The following is a 21,841-nucleotide window of genomic DNA, read 5'->3' as shown; positions in this document are numbered from 1 at the left end:
AATATGACCCGTTTCGCCTGATGACCGATCCCGCCCGCCGCACATCATTGCCGCGCCTTGCCATGGGGCTGGGCCTTGCGGTGGCGCTGACCGTTGGCATCGGGCAGGGGCTGCTGGCGCTGGCGGAACAGGTGCTGAGCGCGCAAACCCACGCCGCGCTGATCGGCCAGATGCGGCGCGGCGACACGGCGCTGGGCATGTATGCGCTGCTGTTCAGTACGGGTGCGATGGGGGTGGCGGCGCTGATCACGGCGCGGCTGGTGCATGGGCGCAGGGGGCGCTCGCTGCTGGGGCCGTTGCCGCTGGCGCTGCGCCAGTTCGGGCGCGCGGCCTTGGCGCTGCTGCTGGTTCAGGCGCTGCTGACGGGGCTGTTGATGCTGTGGCCGCCATGGCCGATGGCGGCGCAGATGCTGCCCGCGATGGCCCCCGGCCGCTGGGCGCTGCTGCTGCCTCTGACGCTGCTGGCGTTGCTGGTGCAGACCGGTAGCGAAGAGCTGCTGTTTCGCGGCTACCTGCAATCACAGCTTGCTGCGCGCTTTTCGCGCCCCTGGGTCTGGCTGCTGCTGCCGTCGGCGCTGTTCGGGCTGGGGCATTGGGCACCGGGGATCTATGGTGGCAATGCGGGGCTGGTGACGCTTTGGGCGGTGCTGTTCGGGCTGGCGGCGGCGGATCTGACGGCGCGCACCGGCACACTTGGCCCGGCGCTGGCACTGCACCTGATGAACAACCTTGCCGCTATCGCCGTTGCGGCGCCGAACGGGCCGATGACCGGCCTTGCGCTGTACATCCTGCCCATCGACATGGAAGACGAGGCGATGTTGCGGGCGTTTATGCCGGTGGATCTGCTCGGGATCGGCGTTGGCTGGCTGGCGGTGCGGCTTGCGCTCCGGGTCTGACGTTGCATTCCGCGCCCCGTCTGCATAAATGGGCCGCAAACGCCAGCCGCGAAGGGCCCAGAAATGAACTGGATCACCAACTACGTCCGTCCCCGCATCAACTCGATCTTCTCGCGCCGCGAGATGCCCGAGAACCTGTGGATGAAATGCGACGGCTGCGGCACCATGCTGTTTCACCGCGAGGTGACCGACAATCTGGGCGTCTGCACCACCTGCGGTCACCACATGCACATCACGCCGCGGGCGCGCTTTGAGTCGCTGTTCGACGGCGGCGTGTTCAACGAGATCGCCGTGCCGGTGCCGATCGCCGATCCGCTGCATTTCCGCGATCAGAAGAAATACCCCGACCGGATGCGCGCCGCGCAGAAAACCACCGGCGAAAAAGAGGCGATGCTGGTCGCCGCTGGCGAGATCGGCCGCACCCCGGTGGTTTGCGCCGCGCAGGATTTCAGCTTCATGGGCGGGTCCATGGGGATGTATGTCGGCAATGCCATCATCAAGGCGGCGCAAGAGGCCAAGCGGCTCAAGCGCCCGCTGGTGCTGTTCTCGGCGGCGGGCGGGGCGCGGATGCAGGAAGGCATTCTGAGCCTGATGCAGATGCCGCGCACCACCGTTGCCATCCAGATGCTGCGCGAGGCGGGGCTGCCCTATATCGTGGTGCTCACCCATCCGACCACCGGCGGCGTCACGGCATCCTACGCCATGCTGGGCGATGTGCAGATCGCCGAGCCAAACGCGCTGATCTGCTTTGCCGGGCCGCGCGTCATCGAACAGACCATCCGCGAGAAGCTGCCTGAAGGCTTTCAGCGCGCCGAATATCTGCTGGAACACGGCATGCTCGACCGCGTCACCGACCGGCGCAAGATGCGTGAAGAGCTGATGACCATTCTGCGGATGCTGATGCACATGCCCCCGGCGGTGCATGGCGAGCTGCCGCCTCCGGGCGATCTGTCGGCGCCGGAGATGCCCGAGGAATGACGCAAGGCTCCGACGCCATCCTTGCACGGATGATGTCCCTGCATCCCAAGATCATCGACCTGACGCTGGACCGGGTCTGGCGTCTTCTGGCCGCGCTCGATCATCCCGAACGGCAGATGCCGCCGGTGATTCACGCCGCCGGAACCAATGGCAAAGGGTCGACCCTTGCCATGCTGCGCGCCGGATACGAAGGCGCGGGCAAGACGGTGCATGCCTATACCTCGCCGCATCTTGCGCGCTTTCACGAGCGCATTCGCGTCGCGGGCAAGCTTATCGACGAAGACGCGCTGAGCGCGGTTCTCGATGAATGCTGGCAGCGCAATGGCGGCGAGAGCATCACTTATTTCGAGATCACCACCTGCGCCGCCTATCTGGCCTTTTCGCGCAGCGCTGCCGATGTGGCGCTGATCGAGACCGGCCTTGGCGGGCGGCTGGATGCGACCAATGTGTTCGACACCCCGGCGCTGACAGTGATCACGCCGATCTCGCTGGATCATCAGCAATATCTGGGCGAAACGCTGGCCGAGATCGCTGGCGAAAAGGCCGGTATCCTCAAGCGCGGAGTGCCCTGCGTGGTTGGCCCGCAGCCAGACGAGGCGATGCAGGTGATCGAGGCCCGCGCCGCCCGTCTGGGCGCGCCGTTGCTGGCGCATGGCCAGCATTGGCAGGTCTGGGAAGAACGTGGGCGGCTGGTGTTTCAGGACGAAAACGGCCTGCTCGACCTGCCGCTGCCGAACCTGCCCGGCGCGCATCAGATCGAAAACGCCGGCGCGGCGCTGGCGGCGCTGCGTCATCTCGCGCTTGGCCCGGAGGCCTGCGAGGCCGCCGTCACCCGCGCCGACTGGCCCGCCCGGATGCAGCGCCTGACAGAGGGGCCACTGCCCGCGCTGGTGCCGCAAGCCGAGCTTTGGCTCGACGGTGGGCACAACCCGGCGGCGGGCGCGGCGCTGGCGCGCCATCTCGGCGGCCTGCCGAAGCGACCGACGCATCTGATCTGCGGAATGCTCAACACCAAGGATATCGCGGGCTATCTGCGCCCGCTCGCCGACCACGCCGACCGGCTGATCGCCCTGTCGATTCCAGGCGAAGCCAATACGCTGCCCGCTGGCGAAACCGCACGGGTCGCGGCCTCGGTCGGCATGGTGTCGCAGGTTGCCGACAGCGTCGAGGACGCGCTGCAGCGCATCGCCAGCGATACACCCGAGGCGCGCATCCTGATCTGTGGCTCGCTCTATCTGGCGGGTGACGTTCTACGCAAACAGGGCGGCTGAGGCGGCAATCTGCCTGATCTAAAACGTTTTGTTGTAAATTCGGACAAATTCCCTTGGGCGAATCACTTTTGCTTGACCGATTCGCTGCCGGTTGACTATATATTGTGGCAGACACGCTATAGGGACACGCTGCCACGGCGTTTCTGCTGTATCTAGGGGATGAACATTCATGCTGCGCAAGATTTGCCGCGCGCTGATGCTTGGGCTGTGCCGTTTTTCTGGCCGCGTCCCTGCGAAAGCCGCGGACGTCATCGACGATGTCTCGTCGAGGGCGGCTTGTGTGGCTGGCCAGACAGTTCTTTCCCGCGCCATTTTCGACGCGATGCGCAACGCGCTCGCGACTTCCGACCAATTCAAGGTCGGTCAGACACTGACACTCCCAGTGCGCTGACCGAAAAAACTGCAGGCAAGACCATCGAGCAACTGGGGCCGGCAACGACCGGCCCCATTTTTCTTGGCTAAAGCTCTTCGCCCCATTCGGCGGCCTGCATTTCGTTCAGACGGCTGGCGGTGCGTTCGAATTCAAAGGCGCCAGTGCCTTCGATATACAGGCTTTCGGGCACGTCTTTGGCGCTGACGATCAACTTGACCTTCGCCTCGTAAAGCGCGTCGATCAGCGTCACGAAACGTTTGGCCTCGTTGAAGTTGCTGCGCCCGAGGCGAGGCACGTTTTCCAGCACCAGCAGGCGCAGCGCATCGGCGATGGCGAGGTAATCTCCCGGCCCCAGCATCTGCCCGCACAGGTCGTAAAAGCTGACACGGGCCATGCCGTTCTTGTAGCGCGGCAGGGTCAGCTTGCGGCCCCTGATGGTCAAGGTCAGCTCTTCTTCGTCGCCATGGGTCAGCTCGGCCCAAAGCCGGTCGATCTCGCTGCGCGCGGCGGCGTCGACGGGGGTGAAATAGGTGCGCGCCCCGCGCAGGCGGTCCTGCCGGTGGTCGCGCTCGGAGGCCAGTTCGCGCACCTCGAGCCGGTCCTTGATCATCGCGATGAAGGGCAGGAACAGCTGCCGGTTCAGGCCGTCCTTGTACAGATCGTCCGGCAGCCGGTTCGAGGTGGTGACAACCACGGTGCCCGCCTCGAACAGCTGTTCGAACAGCCGCCCCACCAGCATCGCATCGGCGATGTCGGTGATCTGCATCTCGTCAAAGGCCAGTACCCGCACGGCATCGCTGACCTGCTTGGCCATCGGCTTGACCGGGTCTTCGATGCCTTTGCTGCGCAGGCGGTGCAGTTCCGACTGCATCTCTTGCATGAAGGCGTGAAAATGCACCCGCCGCACCGGCACATCGAGGCTGTCGACGAACAGATCCATCAGCATCGACTTGCCGCGCCCGACGCCGCCCCACAGGTACAGCCCGCGGATCTTTGGCAACTCGGGTTTCTTGCGGAAGAAGCCGCGCCTTTGCGGCGTCTCGGGGGTCTGCGCCAACTCGGCGCGGATGCGTTCGAATGCGGGCAGGGCGGCCTGCTGCGCGTCATCGCGCGTGAGCCGTCCTTCGGTGACGCGGGCGTCATAGAGCTGGTGCAACGTGGTCATGCTGGGCAATTAGCGCGCGCCGCATCGTTTGTGTAGACCCGGCGTGCCGCACAGCGGCAAAGAGGATTGTACCCGGCACATTTCTGGCGTTGACCTGCCCGAGGCTGCGGCAGAATTTGCGCCGCAAAGGAGCCCCCATGACCAGCCAACGTCTTTTTACCCCCGTTCTGATCACCGGTTGCGCGATCATCCTGATTTCCTTCGCGGTGCGCGCCAGCTTCGGAGTGTTCCAGATCCCGATTGCCGAGGAATTCGGCTGGGCGCGGGCGGAGTTTTCCATGGCCATCGCCTTGCAGAACCTGTTCTGGGGCATCGGCCAGCCGCTGTTTGGCGCGATGGCGGAAAAGATTGGCGATCGCAAGGCGGTGGTCCTTGGGGCGATTGTCTATTCGGCGGGGCTGCTGCTGTCGTCGCAGGCGGTGACGCCGGGCGCGATGCAATGGTCCGAGGTGCTGGTGGGCTTCGGCATCGCGGGCACCGGGTTTGGCGTGATCCTTGCGGTGGTGGGCCGGGCGTCGTCGGAGGAAAACCGCTCGATGTCGCTGGCGATCACCACCGCGGCGGGCAGCGCGGGGCAGGTGCTCGGCGCGCCCGTTGCAGAATATCTTCTGGGCATGTTCCCTTGGCAGACGGTGTTCATGGTCTTTGCCGCGGTGGTTATCGCCATGCTGCTGCTGTTGCCCTTCATGCGCGCACCGACGCCCCCGGCCAGCCGCGCCGAGCTGGAGGAATCGCTGGGTGCCATCCTGCTGCGCGCGGGACGGGACCCGAGCTTTGCGCTGATTTTCCTCGGCTTCTTCAGCTGCGGCTACCAGCTGGCCTTCATCACCGCGCATTTCCCGGCCTTCGTGACCGAGATGTGCGGCCCGATCGCGCCGGGCGGCATCCTGCACGGGCTGGGCATCACCACGACATCGGCGCTTGGTGCGCTCAGCATTGCGGTCATCGGGCTGTGCAACATCGTCGGCACGCTGACAGCCGGTTGGGCGGGAAAGCGGTTTTCGAAGAAGTACCTGTTGTCGGGCATTTACGTTGCCCGCACGCTGGCGGCGGCGCTGTTCATCATGCTGCCGATCACGCCAACCTCGGTGCTGGTGTTCTCGGCGGCGATGGGCTCGTTGTGGCTGGCGACGGTGCCGCTGACCTCGGGGCTGATCGCGCATATCTACGGGCTGCGCTACATGGGCACGCTGTATGGTATCGTCTTCCTGTCGCACCAGCTGGGCGGCTTCCTCGGCGTCTGGCTGGGCGGGCGGATGTATGACCTGAACGGCGATTACACGCTGGTATGGTGGATCGGCGTTGGCGTCGGTGCGCTGAGCGCGGTGGTGCACCTGCCGATCCGCGAAGTGCGAGGGCCAAAGCTGGCCCCCGCCTGATCTAAGCCTCGGCCTGATCAGATCACCGGTGCTTGCAGGACGCCATGCTTCAGCAGGCAGTCCTGCCAGCCCTCGGGGTGTTTGAACACATGGGTTTGCCAGCCGCGCGCGGCGGCCGTGGCGATGTTGTCCTCGCGGTCATCGGCAAACAGCAGGGTCGAAGGGGCAAGCCCACAATCTTCCTCGACCATGCGGTAGATGTCTTCATGGGGTTTCACCGCCTTCATCTCGCCCGAGATATAGGCGCGGTCGTATTCGCGCAGGAAGGGGTAAACCTCGAGCCCCTGCTCGAACGGACCCATGCCGATGTTGGACAGAAAGAAAACCGGCACCCCGGCGTCGCGCAGCGCCATCAGGATGCTGACCGATCCGTCGATGGCCGGCGCGGCGAGCGAAGTCCAGTTGTCATGCCAATGGCGGATTTCGGCGGCAAATTCGGGGTGGGCCTCGGCGCAATCATAAACCTGCTTGCGGAACGGCTCGCCCGCATCGAGGCCTTCGTTCATGGCGTGCAGATCGACGGCGTCGAACATGGCGCGGCGACGCTCTTCGCCGATCAGCGCATCGTAATACAGCTCGGGCTGCCAGCGGATCAGCACGTTGCCGATATCGAAAATCACGGCGGAAATGGCCATATGTCTATCCCTTAGCCTGTCGTAGCGCCTGTTCCAGCGCGCCCAGAAACCGCGAGCGGTCTGCTTTGGTGAATCCCTTGCCGCTGCCCCCTGATCCCAGAGGATTGGCGGCGCGCAGGTCGGCCATCAGATCGCGCATGGCAAGCTGCTGGCCGATGTTGGCGGCGGTGAACCGCTCGCCGTTGTGACGCAAAACCTGCGCGCCCGCCTCGATACATTTTGCGGCAAGCGGAATGTCTCCGGTCACCACCACATCCCCTGGCCCGCAGCGCTCTGCGATCCACATATCGGCCACGTCCGGCCCGTCGGGAACGATCACCGTTTCCACCAGCGGGTTGCGCGACGGGCGCAGACCCCCGTTTGACACCACATACATGACACAGCGATGACGGGTTGCGACGCGCTCGGCCTCGTCCTTGACGGGGCAGGCGTCGGCGTCGATGTAAAGGCTCATCGCACCAGTCCTATGATGGTGCTCAGCGTGACGATGCTGAGCGCGGTTGATATAAGGATGGCCGCCGACACCCGCTGCGGCGCGATGCCGTAATGCTGGGCCATCATAAAGACATTGCCCGCCACCGGCATCGCGGCGGCGCTGATGGCGACGGCGGCCTGAAACGGTGTTACCGGGAAGATCAGGAACACCGCAGCGGCGACGCAAAGCGGGTGCAGCACCAGCTTGGCAAAGCTGAGCCAGCCCGCCACCGCCAGCCGCTCTGCCGATTTCGACGCCAGCGAGGCACCGATTGCGAACAGGGCACAGGGGGTTGCGGCATTGCCGAGCAGGGTGACGAATTCGCTCATCACATGTGGCACCGGCAGGCCAAGCGCCGAGACCGCAAGCCCGGCGCTGATCGACATGATCATCGGGTTGCGCAGCAGCCCCAACGCCACCGAGCGGAAAATTTGCGCGCTGATCCGCCCTTCGCGCGCGCCGGCGACAAGAACGACCAGCAGCGTGGCAAAGACCACGAGGTCGATGGTCAGCATCAGGATGATCGACGGCACAGCCGCATCGCCATAAAGCAACGACAGCATCGGCAAGCCAAGAAACCCGGCGTTGCCGATGGCGGCGGTTTGCGCCTCGATGGCGGCGGTTTGCAGATCCTGCCGACGGGCAAAGGCGACGGCGGTGGCGATACCATAGACCGCAAGGGTCCCCAGCAGGTAGGCCGAGGCAAGGCGTGCGTCGAAGATTTCCGTGATGGTCAGCGAGGCGGAAAACCGAAACAGCATCGCCGAGAGCGCAAAGAAGAACACGAATTTGGTCAGCGCGGCGGTGGCGGTCTCCGAAAAGAAGCCGCGCCGCGCCGCGCCATAGCCAAGGCCGATCAGGGCAAAGAACGGCACGGTTTCGAGAAAGATGGCAAGCATGTCAGGCGGGCCGATGCGGCCGCGCCGGGCTCAGACCTTGCCCTCGAAATCCTTGTGGACGTATTTCGCATCGCAATAGGGGCATTCGACAAAGCCTTCGGTCTGCGGGATCAGCAGCCACACCCGCGGATGGCCAAGCGCGCCTTCGCCACCGTCGCAGGCGATGCGCCAGCTGTCGACAACCTTGGTTTCGGGGGCTTGCGTCGTCATGGCCGAGGTTTCCTTTTCGTCGCACCTGCACTACCTGCGTTATGGGCGGAAAAAACCACAGGAGCAAGGCTCGGGATGACTGGCGACGCGATCCGGATCGAGGGTCTGAGCAAGACCTATGCAGGCGGCAAACAGGCGCTGAAGGGCATCGACCTGACGATCCCGCAAGGAGCGATCTTTGGGCTGCTGGGGCCGAACGGGGCGGGCAAGTCGACGCTGATCAACATTCTTGCCGGGCTGGTGGTTAAATCGGCGGGCAAGGTGACGATCGCGGGTTGGGATCAGGACCGCAATCCGCGCCAATCGCGCGGCGCCATCGGCGTGATGCCGCAAGAGCTGAACCTTGACCCGTTTTTCACGCCGCGCGGAGCGCTCGAGGTGCAGGCGGGGCTGTATGGCGTGCCCAAGCGCGAGCGGCGCTCGGACGAGATTCTGGAGATGATCGGGCTGACCGACAAGGCCGATGCTTATGCCCGCACCCTGTCGGGCGGCATGCGGCGGCGGCTGTTGCTGGGCAAGGCGCTGGTGCATCACCCGCATATCCTCGTGCTCGACGAGCCGACCGCGGGGGTGGATATTGAGCTGCGCCAGATGCTCTGGCGCAATGTGCGCCGGCTCAACGAAGAGCGCGGCATGACGATCATCCTGACGACGCATTACCTTGAGGAGGCTGAAGAGATGTGCGACGAGATCGCCATCATCAGCCAGGGCACGGTGGTCGCCCGTGACAGCACCCGCAACTTGCTGGGACAGCTTGACGCCAAGACGCTGGTGATCGAGCCTGTGAGCATGCCCGAAATGCTTCCGCAGGCGCCGGGCATCACCGCCGAGCGCCGCCCCGGCGGACTGATCGCGCTGAGCTATCGCGCCTCGCAGATTTCGGCCGGGCAGGTGTTGGCGCTGGTACAGGACGCGGGCATCGGCATCCGCGATGTGCGCACCGAGCAAGCCGACCTTGAAGATGTGTTTCTGGAGATCACCCGGGCGCGCGGGGCCGCCTGAGCAGCGTGCGGTGCCGGGAGGGAGGGGGCCAGCCCCCTCGCCCTTGCGGGCTCACCCCCGGAGTTTGTCTGGCAAGATGAAGGGGCGGCTCAGCCCTGCTGCAGCATTCGTCCAAGCGGGCGGCCGCCGAGGATGTGGATGTGCAGATGGGGGACTTCCTGCACGCCGTGCTGCCCGGCGTTCGAGATTGCACGGAATCCGTCTGTCTCGACGCCTTTTATCTTGCAGACCTCGCCGATGGCGCGGGTGAAATCGAGGATTTCGGCGTCGGAGGCGTTGCGGGCGAAGTCGTCGTAGTTGACGTAGGCGCCCTTGGGGATCACCAGAACGTGGATCGGCGCCTGCGGGCGGATGTCGTTGAAGGCGAGGCTGTGATCGGTTTCGAGCACGGTATCGTTGGGGATCTCGCCGCGCAGGATTTTGGCGAAGATGTTCTGATCGTCGTAGGTGTAGGCCATTTTTGTCCTCAGTCGGCAAAGAGATGGTTGGTGGTGGCAAGTGCCATGGCCTTGTCTTCGCTGATCTGAAGAAAGGCGGCGATGGCGCGGGCGTTCTGGTCTGGGTCGGCGATTTCGCGCAGACGGTGGTGGTTGGCGAAGCTCTTGTCGCGGATATTGTCGCTTTCCAGCACGGTGTCGGTGCGGATCGTGGGCAGCAGGCGTGACAGGGTTTCGCGCGGCGTGCGCTCGCCTGCAAGCCCGACGCGCATGGCGTGACCGATCAGGTAGGGATCGGAGAACTGGCAGTCGATTTCCAGCAGCCGGGTGAGCGAGCGGTCGCGGCAGAAATCCTCAATCAGGTCGAGGTTGGAGGGATCGAGGCAGATCAGCAGCCGGTCGCTGTCATAATAATCGTAGAGCATCCGCAGCAATGCGCGCCGGTGGCGGTGGCGTTTGTCCATGGTGGCCTGAATGCCGCCGAGGTCGGGCAGCGCGCAGCTGTCTTCGTTGAACAGGTATTCGATGCAGGGAACATTGGTCATCTGGCGCATGCGGTTCACCAGCCGTTTCGCCACGTGCCATTTCTTGCAGATCACGATCAGCAATTCGCGTTCGCGCCCGAGGGTTGATTCGGTTTCCCAGAAGCGCGGGGCGAAACGGCGGCCGGTGCGGCCCTTGCCGGTGAGGAAGGTGAAGAGCGAGCGCCCCTCGTTCGAGATCTGAAACTGCGCGCCTTCGGTGGAATAGAGCACGCCGAGGCGGCGGCGCAGGTCGCGCGCTTCGGCCGAGATCTTGCGGGCAAACAGGAAATCCTGACTGAGCAGCAGGTCGTAATGGTCGTTGTAGAAGGTCACCGGCATGCCGTAATCGGTGAACATCAGGAAGGTCAGCGTGCGGCTGTCGATTTCCTGTTCCGGCACGAGATGGCGCACGAGGGTCTGAAAGAACGTCTCGTCGGGAATCCATGTGCTGCGGAAGAAGCGCATCACGTCAGGGCGCTGCTTGCAGAAATCGAGGATCCATTCCACCGTGCGCCGACGCAGGCACCACCATTGCGAGCCGATCATCACCTCGATGTCCTTGGGGATCTCGCGCGTAAGGCGGAGCTTTTTCTGAAGCTCGAACAGGGCGTAGAAGCGTTTCTTCTGGGTGCGTTCGTTGAACCAGTGGCGATAGATCAGGCGCTCTTCGCGCCAGCCGGTCTTGATCCAGTCGGATTTGAAATAATCGAAGCTTTCGATGTAGTCGATTTCGCGCCGATCCAGAAAATCATGCGCGTATTGCGCCGATTTGATCGCCATGCAATCGCCCGAGAGCATGTAGAAATGCGTGGCGCGCGGGAAGGCATCGATGGCTGCGCCGAGGGCGTGCAGCGTTGCCTGCACCAGCGACCATTCACCCCAGCCGCATTTGACGCGCCGCGGCGCGAAGGTGACATTGGGGTTGTCTGCCAGCGCCTTATGGATCCTGTCGAAATCGGCCTGCGGGGCGCGCGCGTCGAAATGGATCGACATGCAATCGCCCACGGCGGTCAGGCTCTGCGCCTGCTTGATGACGGCGTCAGGGTCCTTGTGACACAGCAGGATGAAGGCGATCTTGGCCATAGGCCCCGTGGGTTGCTATCGTTCCGGGTGAGTGTTTCGGTGATAAAGCTGAACGGGCGTTGAAGAAACCGTGTTGTTCTGATTTCTTTCATCCCAAGGGGCTACAAGCAAGACACAGGCCTTGAGAAGAGGGAAGAGCGAATGGGTTTTCCGGGCACCTGGATGACCGAGAGCGAGAGCACGGTGTACCGCGTGGTGCCCAAATGTGCCTGCTCTACGATCGGGCAGATCATGTATTACTCCGATCACGGCCGATTTTTCGACGGGGATATCCACGACGCAACCGACGGCCTGCACAAATGGGCGCGCGAGGACAGTCAGGCGGCGATCAAGGCCAACGTCAAGACGCGCGGGGCCTATGCGTTCACCTGCGTGCGCAACCCCTATACGCGGGTGCTGTCATCGTTTTTCGACAAGATCTGCGGCATTCAGCGCAACGGCAAGCGCTACCGCGGCAATCTCGTGCCGCTGCTGATGCAGAAATACGGCATCGAGGTCGGCGGCGAGGATGGCTCGGAAGATTTCGACCAGATCCGCAGTTTTCGCCGTTTTCTGCTGTTCGTGCGCGACACCATCCGCTGGCGCCGCCCGATGGAGCCGGATATTCACTGGTCTTCGGTGTCGGGGCATGTGTCGACCTTTATCGTCAACGGTGGGCGCTACGATCAGATCTTCTGGACGGAGAAATTCAACGACGGCATGCAGGTGGTGCTTGATAACATCCGCACGCCGCACAACGTCGATCTGGCGCAGATCCCCCGGTTCAACGAATCCGAAGGCCATGGCCCCAAGCGTCTGCACCCGGTCGAAGACTATTTCGACGATCTGTCGATGCATCTGATCTACGAGATCTACAAACGCGATTTCGAGCTGTTCCGCTACGATTTCGCCAATCCGGGCAACAAGATGCCGCTGGGCGAGATCGACCTCGACGAGGTGCACGCCAAGCTTGGCGACTAGCCTTCCAGCGCGAAGACCACCCCATTCGAGCGCACGCCAATGCGCCCGTCGTGCTCTTCCCCAAGCTCTGCGAGCCGGTAGAACGTCTTGCGGTCGATCAGCGCCTCGAGCCCGTCGCGCACCATGACATAGGGCGAGGGCGCGCCGGTTGCGGGGTCTTCACTGACGCGGATCGGGGCGTCTGGCCCTGCATCGGTGGTGTCGCCGACATTGGTGGTAAAGCGCAGGACCTGAGCGTCGCCATCCCCGATCACATCGACATCGACGGCGACAAAAGGCGCATCTTCGACGGTGATGATCCATTTCTCGACCGGAGACAACAGAACGAATTCTTTACCATCTTTTCGCAGAATCGTGGAGAACAGGCGCACCAGCGCCTCGCGCTGGATCTGTGTGCCCTCGTGCCACCAGCTGCCGTCGCGGCGGATCACCATGTCCATCGTGCCCGACAAGGGCGGGTGCCACTTGTGGACCGGTGGCAGGCCTTTCTTGGCGCTTGCAGAGGCAGCGAGCGTGTCGAGTGGCGTTGTAACGGAATTTTGTGATGTCATTTCTTTGGCACTTCCCCAACCCCGCGATACAGTTTGAACCAAGATCACCGAAAAGCAAGGAGTCGCATGATGGCCGAGGACCTGGTTGCCGAGATCGAGGCACTCGAAGACAAGCTGGCGGAGGCCAAGCGTGCGATCAACGCCCGCTTCATCGGTCAGGAACGGGTGGTCGAGCTGACCCTTGCCGCGCTTCTGTGTGGTGGGCACGGGCTGCTGATCGGTCTGCCGGGGCTGGGCAAGACCCGGCTGGTCGACACGTTGTCGACGGTGATGGGGCTGCATGGCAACCGCATCCAGTTCACGCCCGACCTGATGCCCGCCGATATTCTCGGCTCCGAGGTGCTGGAAACCGGCATGGATGGCAGCCGGGCGTTCAAGTTCATTCAAGGGCCGATCTTCTGCCAGCTGCTGATGGCCGACGAGATCAACCGAGCTTCGCCGCGCACGCAATCGGCGCTGCTTCAGGCGATGCAGGAAAAGGTGGTGACCGTGGCGGGCGAGACGCGGCATCTGGCAGCGCCCTTCCATGTGCTGGCAACCCAGAACCCGATCGAACAGGAGGGCACCTATCCGCTGCCCGAGGCGCAGCTTGACCGGTTTCTCGTGCAGATCGACGTGGCCTACCCGGACCGCAAGACCGAAAAGGATATCCTGCTTGCCACCACTGGCACCGAAGAGGCGCAGGCGCATCAGGTGTTCGATGCGGCCTCGCTGATGGCGGCGCAGACGCTGCTGCGGCGGATGCCGGTGGGGGATGCCGTGGTCGAGATGATCCTCGATCTGGTGCGCGCCTTCCGCCCCGATGAGCCGGGGGTTTCGCAACGGGTCCGCGACACCGTGGCATGGGGGCCGGGGCCGCGCGCGGCGCAGGCGCTGATGCTGACGGTCCGGGCGCGGGCGCTGCTCGAAGGGCGGCTGGCGCCGTCTCCGGCGGATGTGATCAACATGGCGCGCCCGGTGCTGGTGCATCGCATGGCGCTGACCTTCTCGGCGCGGGCGCGCGGCGAGGATCTTGGCGCGATCATCGACGAGGTCGCAAGCGGGCTTGCCCGCACCGAGGCGGCGGCTTGAGCGACACCGTCACCTATCTGCGCCGGGATGCGCAGATCGAGGCCTCGCGATTCCCGGCGCTGCTCGCGCGGGCCGAGCAACTGGCCGGAACTGTTCTGCTGGGCGAACACGGGCGGCGGCGTTCGGGGATGGGCGATGATTTCTGGCAATACCGCCCGCTGCGCAGCGGCGATTCGCTGCGCAGCGTCGACTGGCGCCGGTCCGCACGCGGTGACGAACAATTCGTACGTGAACGCGAATGGCAGATCGCGCAATCGGTGCAGCTCTGGGTCGATCCGGGGGCGTCGATGCGGTTTTCATCGTCCAAAGACTTGCCGCAAAAGGGTGATCGGGCGCGGCTGATCGCGCTTGCGGCCTCGATCCTGCTGATCCGGGGCGGTGAGCGGGTCGGCTTCACCGGCTGGTCGTTGCCGCCGCGCAATGGCGATGTGCAAGTGCTGCGCCTTGCCGAGGCCCTGTCCGAAGACACCGCCGAGGATTACGCGCTGCCCGAACATCGCGGCATCATTCCGCATTCGCGGGCGATGTTCGTGTCGGATTTCCTTGGCGATCTCGATACCGTGGAACTGGCGCTGACCAAGGCGGCGGATCGCGGCGTGCGCGGCGTGCTGCTTCAGGTGCTCGACCCAACCGAGGAGAGCTTTCCGTTCAAGGGGCGCACCATTTTCGAAAGCGTCGGCGGCAGTCTTGCGCATGAAACGCTCAAGGCGGGCGATCTGCGCGAGAGGTATCTCGAACGCCTGATCGAAAGAAAGGCGCGTCTCGACCATTTGTCGCGGCTGACGGGCTGGCAATATCTGTGCCACCATACTGACGACAGCGCGCAGAACGCCTTGCTGTGGGTGTGGCGCGCGATGGATGGAGGCCACGGATGATCATGCTTGGCCCGCTGGGCTTTACCGCGCCGTGGCTGCTTTTGGGGCTTCTTGCCTTGCCGATCCTGTGGCTGATCCTGCGCGCGGTGCCGCCTGCGCCGATCCGGCGGCGGTTTCCGGGGGTCGCGCTGCTGCTGGGGCTCAGCGACGACGACACTGTTACCGACCGCACTCCGTGGTGGCTGTTGTTGATGCGGATGCTGGCGGTGGCGGCGGTCATCCTTGGCCTTGCCGGGCCGGTGCTGAACCCGCGCGGCGAAGCGGGCGAGCAGGCGGGCAATGGCCCGCTGCTGGTGGTGATGGATGCCAGTTGGTCCTCTGCGATCGACTGGACCCAGCGTCAGCAGGCGCTTGAGGCGCTGTTGACCCGCGCCGAACGCGCCGGGCGTCCGGTCGCGCTGTTGCGCCTGACCGCGCCCGACGAGGTGAGGTTTCAGGGCGCCGACGTGCTGAAGACCCGGCTTCAGGGCATCTTGCCCGAACCGTGGCAACCCGACGCGGCGCGCATGGACCGGGCGATTTCGCTGCTGCCGGATCAGGAGTTCGACAGTTACTGGATGTCCGACGGGCTTGCCCGCGATAGCCGCGCCGCGATGCTGTCGGCGCTTGAAACCCACGGCAGGGTGACGGTCTTCGAAGGTCCGCGTGCGCATTACGCGTTGCTCCCCGCGACTTATGAGGATGGCAGCGTCACCCTGACGCTGCGCCGCCTGCGTCCGGGGCCAGAGGCCGAGATCTCCGTTGCGGCCCATGGGCTTGATCCGGCGGGCAACCCCGCGGTTCTGATGCGGGCAACGGCAGTCTTTGACCCATCTGCCACCGAGGCCGCACTGGCGCTTGCCATGCCCGCCGAATTGCGCTCCCGCATCACTCGCTTTGAAATCGAAGGCGCGCGTAGCGCCGGAGCCGTGAGCCTGCCCGACGACAGCCTGCGCCGCCGCGAAGTTGCGCTTTTGGCCGGGAACGAGAACCGCGAGGGGCTGGAACTGCTGTCGCCGCTGCATTTCCTGCACAAGGCCCTGGAACCGACAGCCGATCTGCTTGACGGCGCGCTTGGGGATGTGCTGCCCGCCAACCCCGATGTGATCGTGCTGGCCGATGTGGCGACGCTGTCGCCCGGCGAGGAAGCGGGCGTGCTGCAATGGGTCGAAGAGGGCGGCACGCTGCTGCGTTTTGCCGGGCCGCGCCTTGCCGCCAGCGATGTCAGCCGCGACGGCGAAGACCCTCTGATGCCTGTTCGCCTGCGTGTCGGCGGCCGAAGCGTTGGCGGCGCCATGAGCTGGGGCGAGCCGAAGACCCTTGCGCCCTTCACCGAGGACAGCCCGTTCTACGGCCTTCGGATTCCGGCAGACGTGACGATTTCCTCGCAAGTCATGGCGCAGCCGGATCCGACGCTCGCTGCACGGGTGATCGCGCAGCTGACCGATGGCACGCCGCTGGTGACCCGCAAGCGCATGGGGCAGGGGCAGGTGGTGCTGTTCCATGTCACCGCCAATGCGGAATGGTCCTCGCTGCCGCTTTCGGGGCTGTTCGTGCAGATGCTCGAGCGGCTCGCAGTGTCGTCGATGCCAGCCTCACCGGACCCCGCAGACCTTGTGGGCACAATCTGGCAGCCGATCCGTGTGCTCGACGCCTTTGGCCGCGTCGTCGATGCGGGCAATCTGCCCGGCGTCGCCGGAGAGAACCTGATGGGGGCTTCGCTTGGCCCTGATCTTCAGCCCGGGCTGTATCGGGGCGAAGATCGCAGCCTTGCGCGCAACGTGATGACCCCTGACATGGCGTTCGAGCCTGCGGTCTGGCCGGATCGGATCGCCGTGGAAGGCCTGTCGCGCCCCGACGAAACACCGCTTGCGGGCTGGCTGCTGGCGCTGACGCTGCTGTTGCTGATCGCGGATGCGATCGCGTCGCTTGCCTTGTCGGGGCGTCTGTCCGGCGCGCGGGCCACAAAGGCGGCGGCGGTGCTGCTGGCCCTTGCGCTTGCAGCGCCGCAAGCCCGCGCACAGGAGGACGCCGCCGCCATCCTTGCCGCATCCGAGGTGACGCTGGCCCATGTGCTGACCGGGGATCGCCAGCTTGATGATCTGGCGCAGGCCGGCTTGCGCGGGTTGTCGGATGTGCTGTACTTTCGTACCTCGGTCGAGCCTGCCGAGCCAATGGGTGTGAACCTTGAAACCGATGAGTTGGCTTTCTTTCCAATGCTCTACTGGCCGGTGACGGCGAGCCAGCCGACCCCGTCCTCCGAGGCCTATGCGCGTTTGAACGATTATTTGCGCTCGGGTGGGATGATCCTGTTCGACACGCGCGATGCGGATGTTGCCAGCTTCGGCGCATCCAGCCCCGAGGGGCGCAAATTGCAGGAGCTGGCCGCGCCGCTGGACATTCCGCCGCTGGAGCCGATCCCGCAGGATCATGTGCTCACCCGCACTTTCTACCTGCTGCAGGATTTCCCCGGTCGCTATGCCAGCCGCGATGTCTGGGTCGAGTCCGCGCCGCCCGACGCCGAGATGATCGAGGGGATGCCGTTTCGCAATCTCAATGACAATGTGACCCCGGTGGTGATTGGTGGCAATGACTGGGCCGCGGCTTGGGCGGCGGATGATCGCGGCGCGCCGCTGGTCCGCATGGGCTCTGGTTTCGCAGGAGAGCGGCAGCGCGAGATCGCCTATCGCTTCGGAGTCAATCTCGTGATGCATGTGCTGACCGGCAACTACAAATCGGATCAGGTGCACGTGCCTGCGCTACTCGACAGGCTGGGCCAATGACCGGACAACTCGTTTTCGACCCGCTTCTGCCTTGGTCCGCAATTGCGGTGCTGGGGGGGCTTTCGGCGCTGGGCGTGATGCTTGCGCTGTGGCGCGGATTGCGCGGCTGGCCGCTGCGCTTCTTTGCTGGCGTGGTGTTGGTGGCGGCGCTGGCGCAACCCTCGTTTCAGGAGGAGGACCGCGCGCCGCTGTCCGATATCGTGTTGATGTTGGTCGACAAAAGCGCGTCGCAGCGACTTGCGGGCAGGTTGCAGACAACCGAGGACGCCGCCGCGACCCTTGCCGCGCGCCTCGAGGCGCGTCCGAATACCGAGGTGCGTCGCATCGAGGTTGGCGATGGCGACGGTGACACCGGCACCCAGTTGATGACCGCCCTGTCGGCGGCGATGGCCGAAGAGCCGCGCGGGCGGATTGCCGGGGTGTTCGTACTATCGGACGGGCGGCTGCACGATCTGGACCGCGCGCCGAACCTGCCTGCGCCGATGCAGTTGCTGCTGACCGGGCGCGAGCAGGACTGGGACCGCCGGTTGGTGGTCAGCAACGCTCCGGCCTTCGCCATCCTGGGCGAGCCGGTGACGCTGACACTGCGTATCGACGACGACGGCGCCGCGCCGCGCGCCGTTCAGGCACCGCTGGAGATCGAGATCGATGGCGGCGAGGCGCAAAGCTTCACCATCCCGGTCGGCGAGGATGTCGAATTGCCGATCGAACTGCCCCATGGTGGGCTGAACGTGATCCGCTTTTCCACGCCCGAAGCTGCGGGCGAGCTGACCGATCGCAACAACGCGGCGCTGGTGCAGATCAACGGGGTGCGCGACCGGCTGCGGGTTCTGCTGGTATCCGGAGAGCCGCATGCAGGCGGCCGAACCTGGCGCAACCTGCTGAAATCGGACAGCTCTGTCGATCTGGTGCATTTCACCATCCTGCGGCCCCCGGAAAAACAGGATGGCGTGCCGGTGAGCGAGCTGTCCCTGATCGCCTTTCCGACCCGCGAGCTGTTCCTTGAAAAAATCGACGATTTCGACCTGATCATCTTTGACCGTTACAAGCGGCGCGGCATCCTGCCGTCGATCTATCTCGACAACGTGCGCAACTATGTCGAAACTGGCGGTGCGGTGCTGGTGGCTGCGGGGCCGGATTTCGCTAGTGCGGATTCGATCTATCGCTCGCCGCTGGCCGATATCCTGCCCGCCGAGCCGACCGCGCGCATCATCGACGAAGGTTTCCGCCCCAAGGTCACCGACCTTGGGCAGCGCCATCCTGTCACGGCCGGGTTGGCCGGGGCCGAAACCTGGGGCCGCTGGCTGCGGCAGGTCGAGGTCGAACCAGGCGATGGCGAGGTGTTGATGTCGGGTGTCGACGACAAGCCGTTGCTGATCCTCGACCGCGTGGGCGAGGGGCGCGTTGCGCTTCTTGCGTCGGATCAGGCGTGGCTCTGGTCGCGTGGATACGAGGGCGGCGGGCCGCAGCTCGACCTGTTGCGCCGCCTTGCGCATTGGATGATGAAAGAGCCCGATCTGGAAGAAGAGGCGCTCTGGGCCGAGGCATCCGGCCAGTCGATGCGGATCATCCGCCGCACGCTTGAAGATTCCGTGGGGACAGTGACGATCACCAAGCCCGATGGCACGACCGAAGAGGTGAGCTTGTCAGAGGTGTCTCCGGGGCGGTTCGAGGCGCTATATGAAGGGCCGGAAATCGGGCTTTACCGGCTGGTCGAAGGCGACGAGATGGCGGTGATCGGGCTTGGACCCGCCGCGCCGAAGGAGTTCGAGCAGACCATCGCCAGCGGCGAGGCGCTTGAACCTGCGGTGGATGCGCTGCGCGGCGGGGTGTTGCGCCTTGAAGATGGGTTGCCGAGCATCCGCGCCGTTGCCGTGGGGCGGCCCGCGGCAGGGCGCGGCTGGATCGGGATTACCCCGCGCGAGGCCTATCAGACCATGGATGTGCGCCAGATCCCGCTGCTTCCGGCGTGGCTGACTTTGCTGCTGGCCTCGGCGTTCATCATTGGTGCATGGCTGCGCGAGGGCCGCCGCTAGACGTCACAGCCGGGCGTGGCGCGTGACGGGGCCATCGCCTTGGGCGTTGATGCGGTTGACCGCCTGCGTCAGCCCTTCGAACGCGACCGCCATGTGGAAGGCATTGGCGTGCAGGATCTGGTCCGGACCGCTCACAAGGGCGACATGGCCCTTCCAGAACAGCAGATCGCCGCGCTGCGGCGTCGTGCCTTGCGGCAGGGTCTGGCCAAGGGTGTTCTGTTGCAGGTCGCTGTCACCGGGGCAGGCGCGGCCACAGGCCATCAGCGCCGCCTGAACCAGCCCGGAGCAATCAATGCCAAAGCCGCTGTTGCCCCCCCACAGATACGGCGTGCCTAGGTACAGCCCGGCGATGGCGACAGGATCCGCCGCAACCCCCTCGGCAAGGTGGGGCGTGGGAATCCAGCCGAGTTCGGTTTCGGTAAACCCTCCCTCGCGCCGCCCGGTGGCGGACAGGGTGGACAGATGCGTCAGGGCGCATCGCTCGCGGGTCTTCATGTCGGGCAGCGGGTAGACATGCGTCTGCCGGACGCCGATACGCAGCGTTGGGGCGGGGCGCGCCGTGGCCGGTTGCACGGTTCCATCCGCCAGCCAGCCAGCGTAGTCGGCGCCCGGGGCATAGACGAACAGCGCGCCGCCGCGGTCTTCGAGCACATCGACCGCATCGCCATAGCGCAACTGCCGTGCGCGCTTGCCACCGGGCGTTTCGGCAAGGTCGACCACCGGGACGCTGACAAAACAGGCGCGCGGGTCGACCGGCGTCAGGTCGGGGTATTGCGCCGAAAACCCCCGGCTGACGACTCGATCATTCGCGGGCCGCTGGCGGGCGTCGATCACAGCCCGAGCACCGCTGGCAGCGCCCCGAGGATCGCGCGCGGCCCCTGGCCGGTCCCGCCCTTGGATCGGGCGGGCAAGGCCGACGGATTCCAGGCGTAGATGTCGAAATGCACATAGGCGGGTGTGTCGGTGACGAAGCGGCGCAGGAACAGCGCGGCGGTGATTGAGCCCGCCATGCCACCGGCGGGCGCATTGTCGAGATCGGCGATGCCCGGCTCGATCTTCGCCTCGTAAGGTTCCCAGAACGGCATCCGCCAGAGCGGGTCCGCCGCCGCAGTGCCCGCCGAGGACAGCGCCGCCGCGATACCATCGTCATCGCAGTAGAACGGCGCAAGGTCGGGCCCGACAGCGGTGCGCGCCGCGCCGGTCAGCGTCGCCATCGAAATGATCAGATCCGGCGCTTCCTCATCCGCCAGCGCCAACGCATCGGCGAGCACCAGCCGCCCCTCGGCGTCGGTGTTGTTGATCTCGACCGTAAGACCCTTGCGCGAGGTCAGAATGTCCTGCGGGCGGAAGGCATCGCCCGAGACCGAATTCTCGACCGCTGGGATCAGCACGCGCAGTTGCAGATCGAGCCCGAGCGCCATGATCATCTGCGCCAGACCCAGCACATTGGCCGCGCCGCCCATGTCTTTTTTCATCAGCCCCATCGATGCGCCCGGCTTCAGGTTCAGCCCGCCGGTGTCGAAGCACACGCCTTTGCCGACCAGCGTCAGCCGAGGGCCTTGCGTACCCCAGCGCATGTCGATCAGGCGCGGCGCGCGCGGGCTGGCCCGGCCGACGGCGTGGATCATCGGGAAGCCCTCGTGCAGCGCGTCGCCTTCGATGATCTCGATGGTGGCGTCGAACCGGGCCGCGATGTCGCGGGCGGCGGCGGCAAGCTCGGCAGGCCCCATGTCAGAGGCAGGCGTGTTCACCAGATCGCGGGTCAGCGCCTCGGCCTCGGCGAGGATCTCGACGCGGGCGGCGTCGATGGCTTCGGGGGCGACAAGCTGGGCCATCTCTGGGGCGCTGCCCGCGTAGCGGGTAAAGCGATAGGAGGCCAGCAGCCAGCCAAGCGCCTCTTCCTCGGCCCTGTCGGCGGGCAGGCCCGAAACAATGCGGTAGGTGCCTTTGGGCAGCGTTCCCGCCGCCAGCACGAATCGCATCCGCTTGCGGGCTTTGTCGGTGCCATAGCCAATCAGCGCGCCCGCGGGCGTTCCATCCGGGCCGGGCAGCACGAGGGTTTCGCCGATGCCCGCCGAAAACCCGGCGGCCTCGATCCATGTCTGAACAGCTGCGTCCTGAGTGGCAAGCCAGTCCGGCAGGTGGCCCTGTTCGACAACGTGTACAGGCACGGCGTCAGCGTCAGGCGCGGCAAAACGGAATGGCATCTGGGTGTTTCCTTGCAGGTGGGTCTGGTGCGCCAAGCCTAGCGTCCCCATC

21 protein-coding genes are annotated in these 21,841 nt (G+C 65.1%); 11 read left to right on the top strand and 10 right to left on the bottom strand.

The window, feature by feature from the left end; translation table 11 throughout:
• The first annotated feature begins 20 nt into the window (after positions 1-20).
• From KO516_RS23685 to KO516_RS23670, 4 genes are all read left to right on the top strand, one after another.
• Positions 21-896: a CPBP family intramembrane glutamic endopeptidase gene (locus KO516_RS23685; protein ID WP_252737879.1), complete on the top strand. Its 876-nt coding sequence runs from the start codon at positions 21-23 to the stop codon at positions 894-896.
• A 63-nt stretch (positions 897-959) separates the two neighbouring features.
• A complete protein-coding gene (gene accD / locus KO516_RS23680) occupies positions 960-1,874 on the top strand; it encodes an acetyl-CoA carboxylase, carboxyltransferase subunit beta (protein ID WP_216006255.1) in 915 nt (304 codons plus the stop codon).
• Positions 1,871-3,145 (top strand): folylpolyglutamate synthase/dihydrofolate synthase family protein, encoded by a 1,275-nt coding sequence (locus KO516_RS23675; protein WP_216006254.1) that lies wholly within the window; start codon positions 1,871-1,873, stop codon positions 3,143-3,145. The genes accD and KO516_RS23675 overlap by 4 nt, the downstream gene beginning before the upstream one ends.
• 169 nt (positions 3,146-3,314) lie before the next feature.
• Entirely contained in the window at positions 3,315-3,536 is a 222-nt protein-coding gene (locus KO516_RS23670; RefSeq protein ID WP_216006253.1) for a hypothetical protein, read from the top strand.
• Positions 3,537-3,603: 67 nt separating this feature from the next.
• On the opposite strand, the gene zapE is transcribed toward KO516_RS23670, so the two are convergent.
• On the bottom strand, positions 3,604-4,683 hold the full coding sequence (gene zapE / locus KO516_RS23665; RefSeq protein WP_216006252.1) for a cell division protein ZapE: 1,080 nt from the start codon (positions 4,681-4,683) through the stop codon (positions 3,604-3,606).
• Between the two features lie 137 nt (positions 4,684-4,820).
• Here zapE and KO516_RS23660 point away from each other — a divergent pair, with 137 nt between their 5' ends.
• Positions 4,821-6,062 carry an MFS transporter gene (locus KO516_RS23660; RefSeq protein ID WP_216006251.1) on the top strand — a complete coding sequence of 414 codons (1,242 nt, stop codon included), beginning with the start codon at positions 4,821-4,823 and terminating at the stop codon, positions 6,060-6,062.
• Positions 6,063-6,079: 17 nt separating this feature from the next.
• Here the strand turns inward: KO516_RS23660 and KO516_RS23655 are convergent, their stop codons facing one another.
• Genes KO516_RS23655 through KO516_RS23640 form a run of 4 tightly spaced genes read right to left on the bottom strand, consistent with a single transcriptional unit; the run spans position 6,080 to position 8,281 of the window.
• Entirely contained in the window at positions 6,080-6,697 is a 618-nt protein-coding gene (locus tag KO516_RS23655; protein ID WP_216006250.1) for an HAD family phosphatase, read from the bottom strand.
• 4 nt (positions 6,698-6,701) lie between these two features.
• Entirely contained in the window at positions 6,702-7,151 is a 450-nt protein-coding gene (locus KO516_RS23650) for a YaiI/YqxD family protein (protein ID WP_216006249.1), read from the bottom strand.
• On the bottom strand, positions 7,148-8,071 hold the full coding sequence (locus KO516_RS23645) for an AEC family transporter (RefSeq protein ID WP_216006248.1): 924 nt from the start codon (positions 8,069-8,071) through the stop codon (positions 7,148-7,150). Before KO516_RS23645 ends, KO516_RS23650 begins: the two co-directional genes overlap by 4 nt.
• A gap of 30 nt (positions 8,072-8,101) precedes the next feature.
• Complete coding sequence (locus KO516_RS23640; RefSeq protein WP_216006247.1) at positions 8,102-8,281, bottom strand: zinc-finger domain-containing protein; 180 nt, start codon at positions 8,279-8,281, stop codon at positions 8,102-8,104.
• A 75-nt stretch (positions 8,282-8,356) separates the two neighbouring features.
• On the opposite strand from KO516_RS23640, the gene KO516_RS23635 reads away from it, so the two are divergent.
• The gene (locus tag KO516_RS23635) at positions 8,357-9,283 is read left to right on the top strand and encodes an ABC transporter ATP-binding protein (protein ID WP_216006246.1); all 927 of its coding nucleotides are present in this window, start codon (positions 8,357-8,359) and stop codon (positions 9,281-9,283) included.
• A gap of 89 nt (positions 9,284-9,372) precedes the next feature.
• Here the strand turns inward: KO516_RS23635 and KO516_RS23630 are convergent, their stop codons facing one another.
• Positions 9,373-9,741, bottom strand: coding sequence for a histidine triad nucleotide-binding protein (locus KO516_RS23630; protein ID WP_216006245.1), 369 nt, complete (start codon positions 9,739-9,741; stop codon positions 9,373-9,375).
• An 8-nt stretch (positions 9,742-9,749) separates the two neighbouring features.
• A complete protein-coding gene (locus tag KO516_RS23625; RefSeq protein WP_216006244.1) occupies positions 9,750-11,327 on the bottom strand; it encodes a DUF5928 domain-containing protein in 1,578 nt (525 codons plus the stop codon).
• 141 nt (positions 11,328-11,468) lie between these two features.
• On the opposite strand from KO516_RS23625, the gene KO516_RS23620 reads away from it, so the two are divergent.
• Positions 11,469-12,287 carry a sulfotransferase family protein gene (locus KO516_RS23620; protein WP_216006243.1) on the top strand — a complete coding sequence of 273 codons (819 nt, stop codon included), beginning with the start codon at positions 11,469-11,471 and terminating at the stop codon, positions 12,285-12,287.
• On the opposite strand, the gene KO516_RS23615 is transcribed toward KO516_RS23620, so the two are convergent.
• Complete coding sequence (locus KO516_RS23615; RefSeq protein WP_216006242.1) at positions 12,284-12,838, bottom strand: DUF1285 domain-containing protein; 555 nt, start codon at positions 12,836-12,838, stop codon at positions 12,284-12,286. The two genes, KO516_RS23620 and KO516_RS23615, sit on opposite strands and share 4 nt — an antisense overlap.
• A 69-nt stretch (positions 12,839-12,907) precedes the next feature.
• Between KO516_RS23615 and KO516_RS23610 the strand changes: the two genes are divergently transcribed.
• From KO516_RS23610 to KO516_RS23595, 4 genes are read left to right on the top strand one after another with little or no spacing between them, the layout of a single operon-like run.
• Entirely contained in the window at positions 12,908-13,909 is a 1,002-nt protein-coding gene (locus tag KO516_RS23610; protein WP_216006241.1) for a MoxR family ATPase, read from the top strand.
• Positions 13,906-14,784 (top strand): DUF58 domain-containing protein, encoded by an 879-nt coding sequence (locus KO516_RS23605; RefSeq protein ID WP_216006240.1) that lies wholly within the window; start codon positions 13,906-13,908, stop codon positions 14,782-14,784. Before KO516_RS23610 ends, KO516_RS23605 begins: the two co-directional genes overlap by 4 nt.
• Positions 14,781-17,546 carry a DUF4159 domain-containing protein gene (locus tag KO516_RS23600; RefSeq protein WP_216006239.1) on the top strand — a complete coding sequence of 922 codons (2,766 nt, stop codon included), beginning with the start codon at positions 14,781-14,783 and terminating at the stop codon, positions 17,544-17,546. The genes KO516_RS23605 and KO516_RS23600 overlap by 4 nt, the downstream gene beginning before the upstream one ends.
• Positions 17,543-19,582, top strand: a complete 2,040-nt coding sequence (locus KO516_RS23595; RefSeq protein WP_216006238.1) for a glutamine amidotransferase — start codon at positions 17,543-17,545, stop codon at positions 19,580-19,582. The genes KO516_RS23600 and KO516_RS23595 overlap by 4 nt, the downstream gene beginning before the upstream one ends.
• Positions 19,583-19,585: 3 nt before the next feature.
• Here KO516_RS23595 and KO516_RS23590 read toward each other — a convergent pair whose 3' ends face one another.
• On the bottom strand, positions 19,586-20,416 hold the full coding sequence (locus KO516_RS23590; RefSeq protein WP_216006237.1) for an NlpC/P60 family protein: 831 nt from the start codon (positions 20,414-20,416) through the stop codon (positions 19,586-19,588).
• On the bottom strand, positions 20,413-21,789 hold the full coding sequence (locus KO516_RS23585; protein WP_216006236.1) for a M17 family metallopeptidase: 1,377 nt from the start codon (positions 21,787-21,789) through the stop codon (positions 20,413-20,415). The genes KO516_RS23590 and KO516_RS23585 overlap by 4 nt, the downstream gene beginning before the upstream one ends.
• Positions 21,790-21,841: the final 52 nt, after the last annotated feature.

Source organism: Citreicella sp. C3M06, from assembly GCF_018860705.1.
Taxonomy (GTDB): Bacteria; Pseudomonadota; Alphaproteobacteria; order Rhodobacterales; family Rhodobacteraceae; genus Salipiger.
This window is presented reverse-complemented; position numbering and strand designations above follow the sequence as displayed.

Bases quoted from the DNA above. Each gene is read 5' to 3' on its own strand.
- KO516_RS23645 (WP_216006248.1), bottom strand. From the start codon at position 8,071: ATGCTTGCCATCTTTCTCGAAACCGTGCCGTTCTTTGCCCTGATCGGC.
- KO516_RS23600 (WP_216006239.1), top strand. From the start codon at position 14,781: ATGATCATGCTTGGCCCGCTGGGCTTTACCGCGCCGTGGCTGCTTTTG.
- KO516_RS23620 (WP_216006243.1), top strand. From the start codon at position 11,469: ATGGGTTTTCCGGGCACCTGGATGACCGAGAGCGAGAGCACGGTGTAC.
- KO516_RS23670 (WP_216006253.1), top strand. From the start codon at position 3,315: ATGCTGCGCAAGATTTGCCGCGCGCTGATGCTTGGGCTGTGCCGTTTT.
- zapE (WP_216006252.1), bottom strand. From the start codon at position 4,683: ATGACCACGTTGCACCAGCTCTATGACGCCCGCGTCACCGAAGGACGG.
- KO516_RS23675 (WP_216006254.1), top strand. From the start codon at position 1,871: ATGACGCAAGGCTCCGACGCCATCCTTGCACGGATGATGTCCCTGCAT.
- KO516_RS23625 (WP_216006244.1), bottom strand. From the start codon at position 11,327: ATGGCCAAGATCGCCTTCATCCTGCTGTGTCACAAGGACCCTGACGCC.
- KO516_RS23635 (WP_216006246.1), top strand. From the start codon at position 8,357: ATGACTGGCGACGCGATCCGGATCGAGGGTCTGAGCAAGACCTATGCA.
- KO516_RS23655 (WP_216006250.1), bottom strand. From the start codon at position 6,697: ATGGCCATTTCCGCCGTGATTTTCGATATCGGCAACGTGCTGATCCGC.
- KO516_RS23650 (WP_216006249.1), bottom strand. From the start codon at position 7,151: ATGAGCCTTTACATCGACGCCGACGCCTGCCCCGTCAAGGACGAGGCC.
- KO516_RS23660 (WP_216006251.1), top strand. From the start codon at position 4,821: ATGACCAGCCAACGTCTTTTTACCCCCGTTCTGATCACCGGTTGCGCG.
- KO516_RS23640 (WP_216006247.1), bottom strand. From the start codon at position 8,281: ATGACGACGCAAGCCCCCGAAACCAAGGTTGTCGACAGCTGGCGCATC.
- KO516_RS23615 (WP_216006242.1), bottom strand. From the start codon at position 12,838: ATGACATCACAAAATTCCGTTACAACGCCACTCGACACGCTCGCTGCC.
- KO516_RS23585 (WP_216006236.1), bottom strand. From the start codon at position 21,789: ATGCCATTCCGTTTTGCCGCGCCTGACGCTGACGCCGTGCCTGTACAC.
- KO516_RS23595 (WP_216006238.1), top strand. From the start codon at position 17,543: ATGACCGGACAACTCGTTTTCGACCCGCTTCTGCCTTGGTCCGCAATT.
- KO516_RS23630 (WP_216006245.1), bottom strand. From the start codon at position 9,741: ATGGCCTACACCTACGACGATCAGAACATCTTCGCCAAAATCCTGCGC.
- KO516_RS23685 (WP_252737879.1), top strand. From the start codon at position 21: ATGACCGATCCCGCCCGCCGCACATCATTGCCGCGCCTTGCCATGGGG.
- KO516_RS23610 (WP_216006241.1), top strand. From the start codon at position 12,908: ATGGCCGAGGACCTGGTTGCCGAGATCGAGGCACTCGAAGACAAGCTG.
- accD (WP_216006255.1), top strand. From the start codon at position 960: ATGAACTGGATCACCAACTACGTCCGTCCCCGCATCAACTCGATCTTC.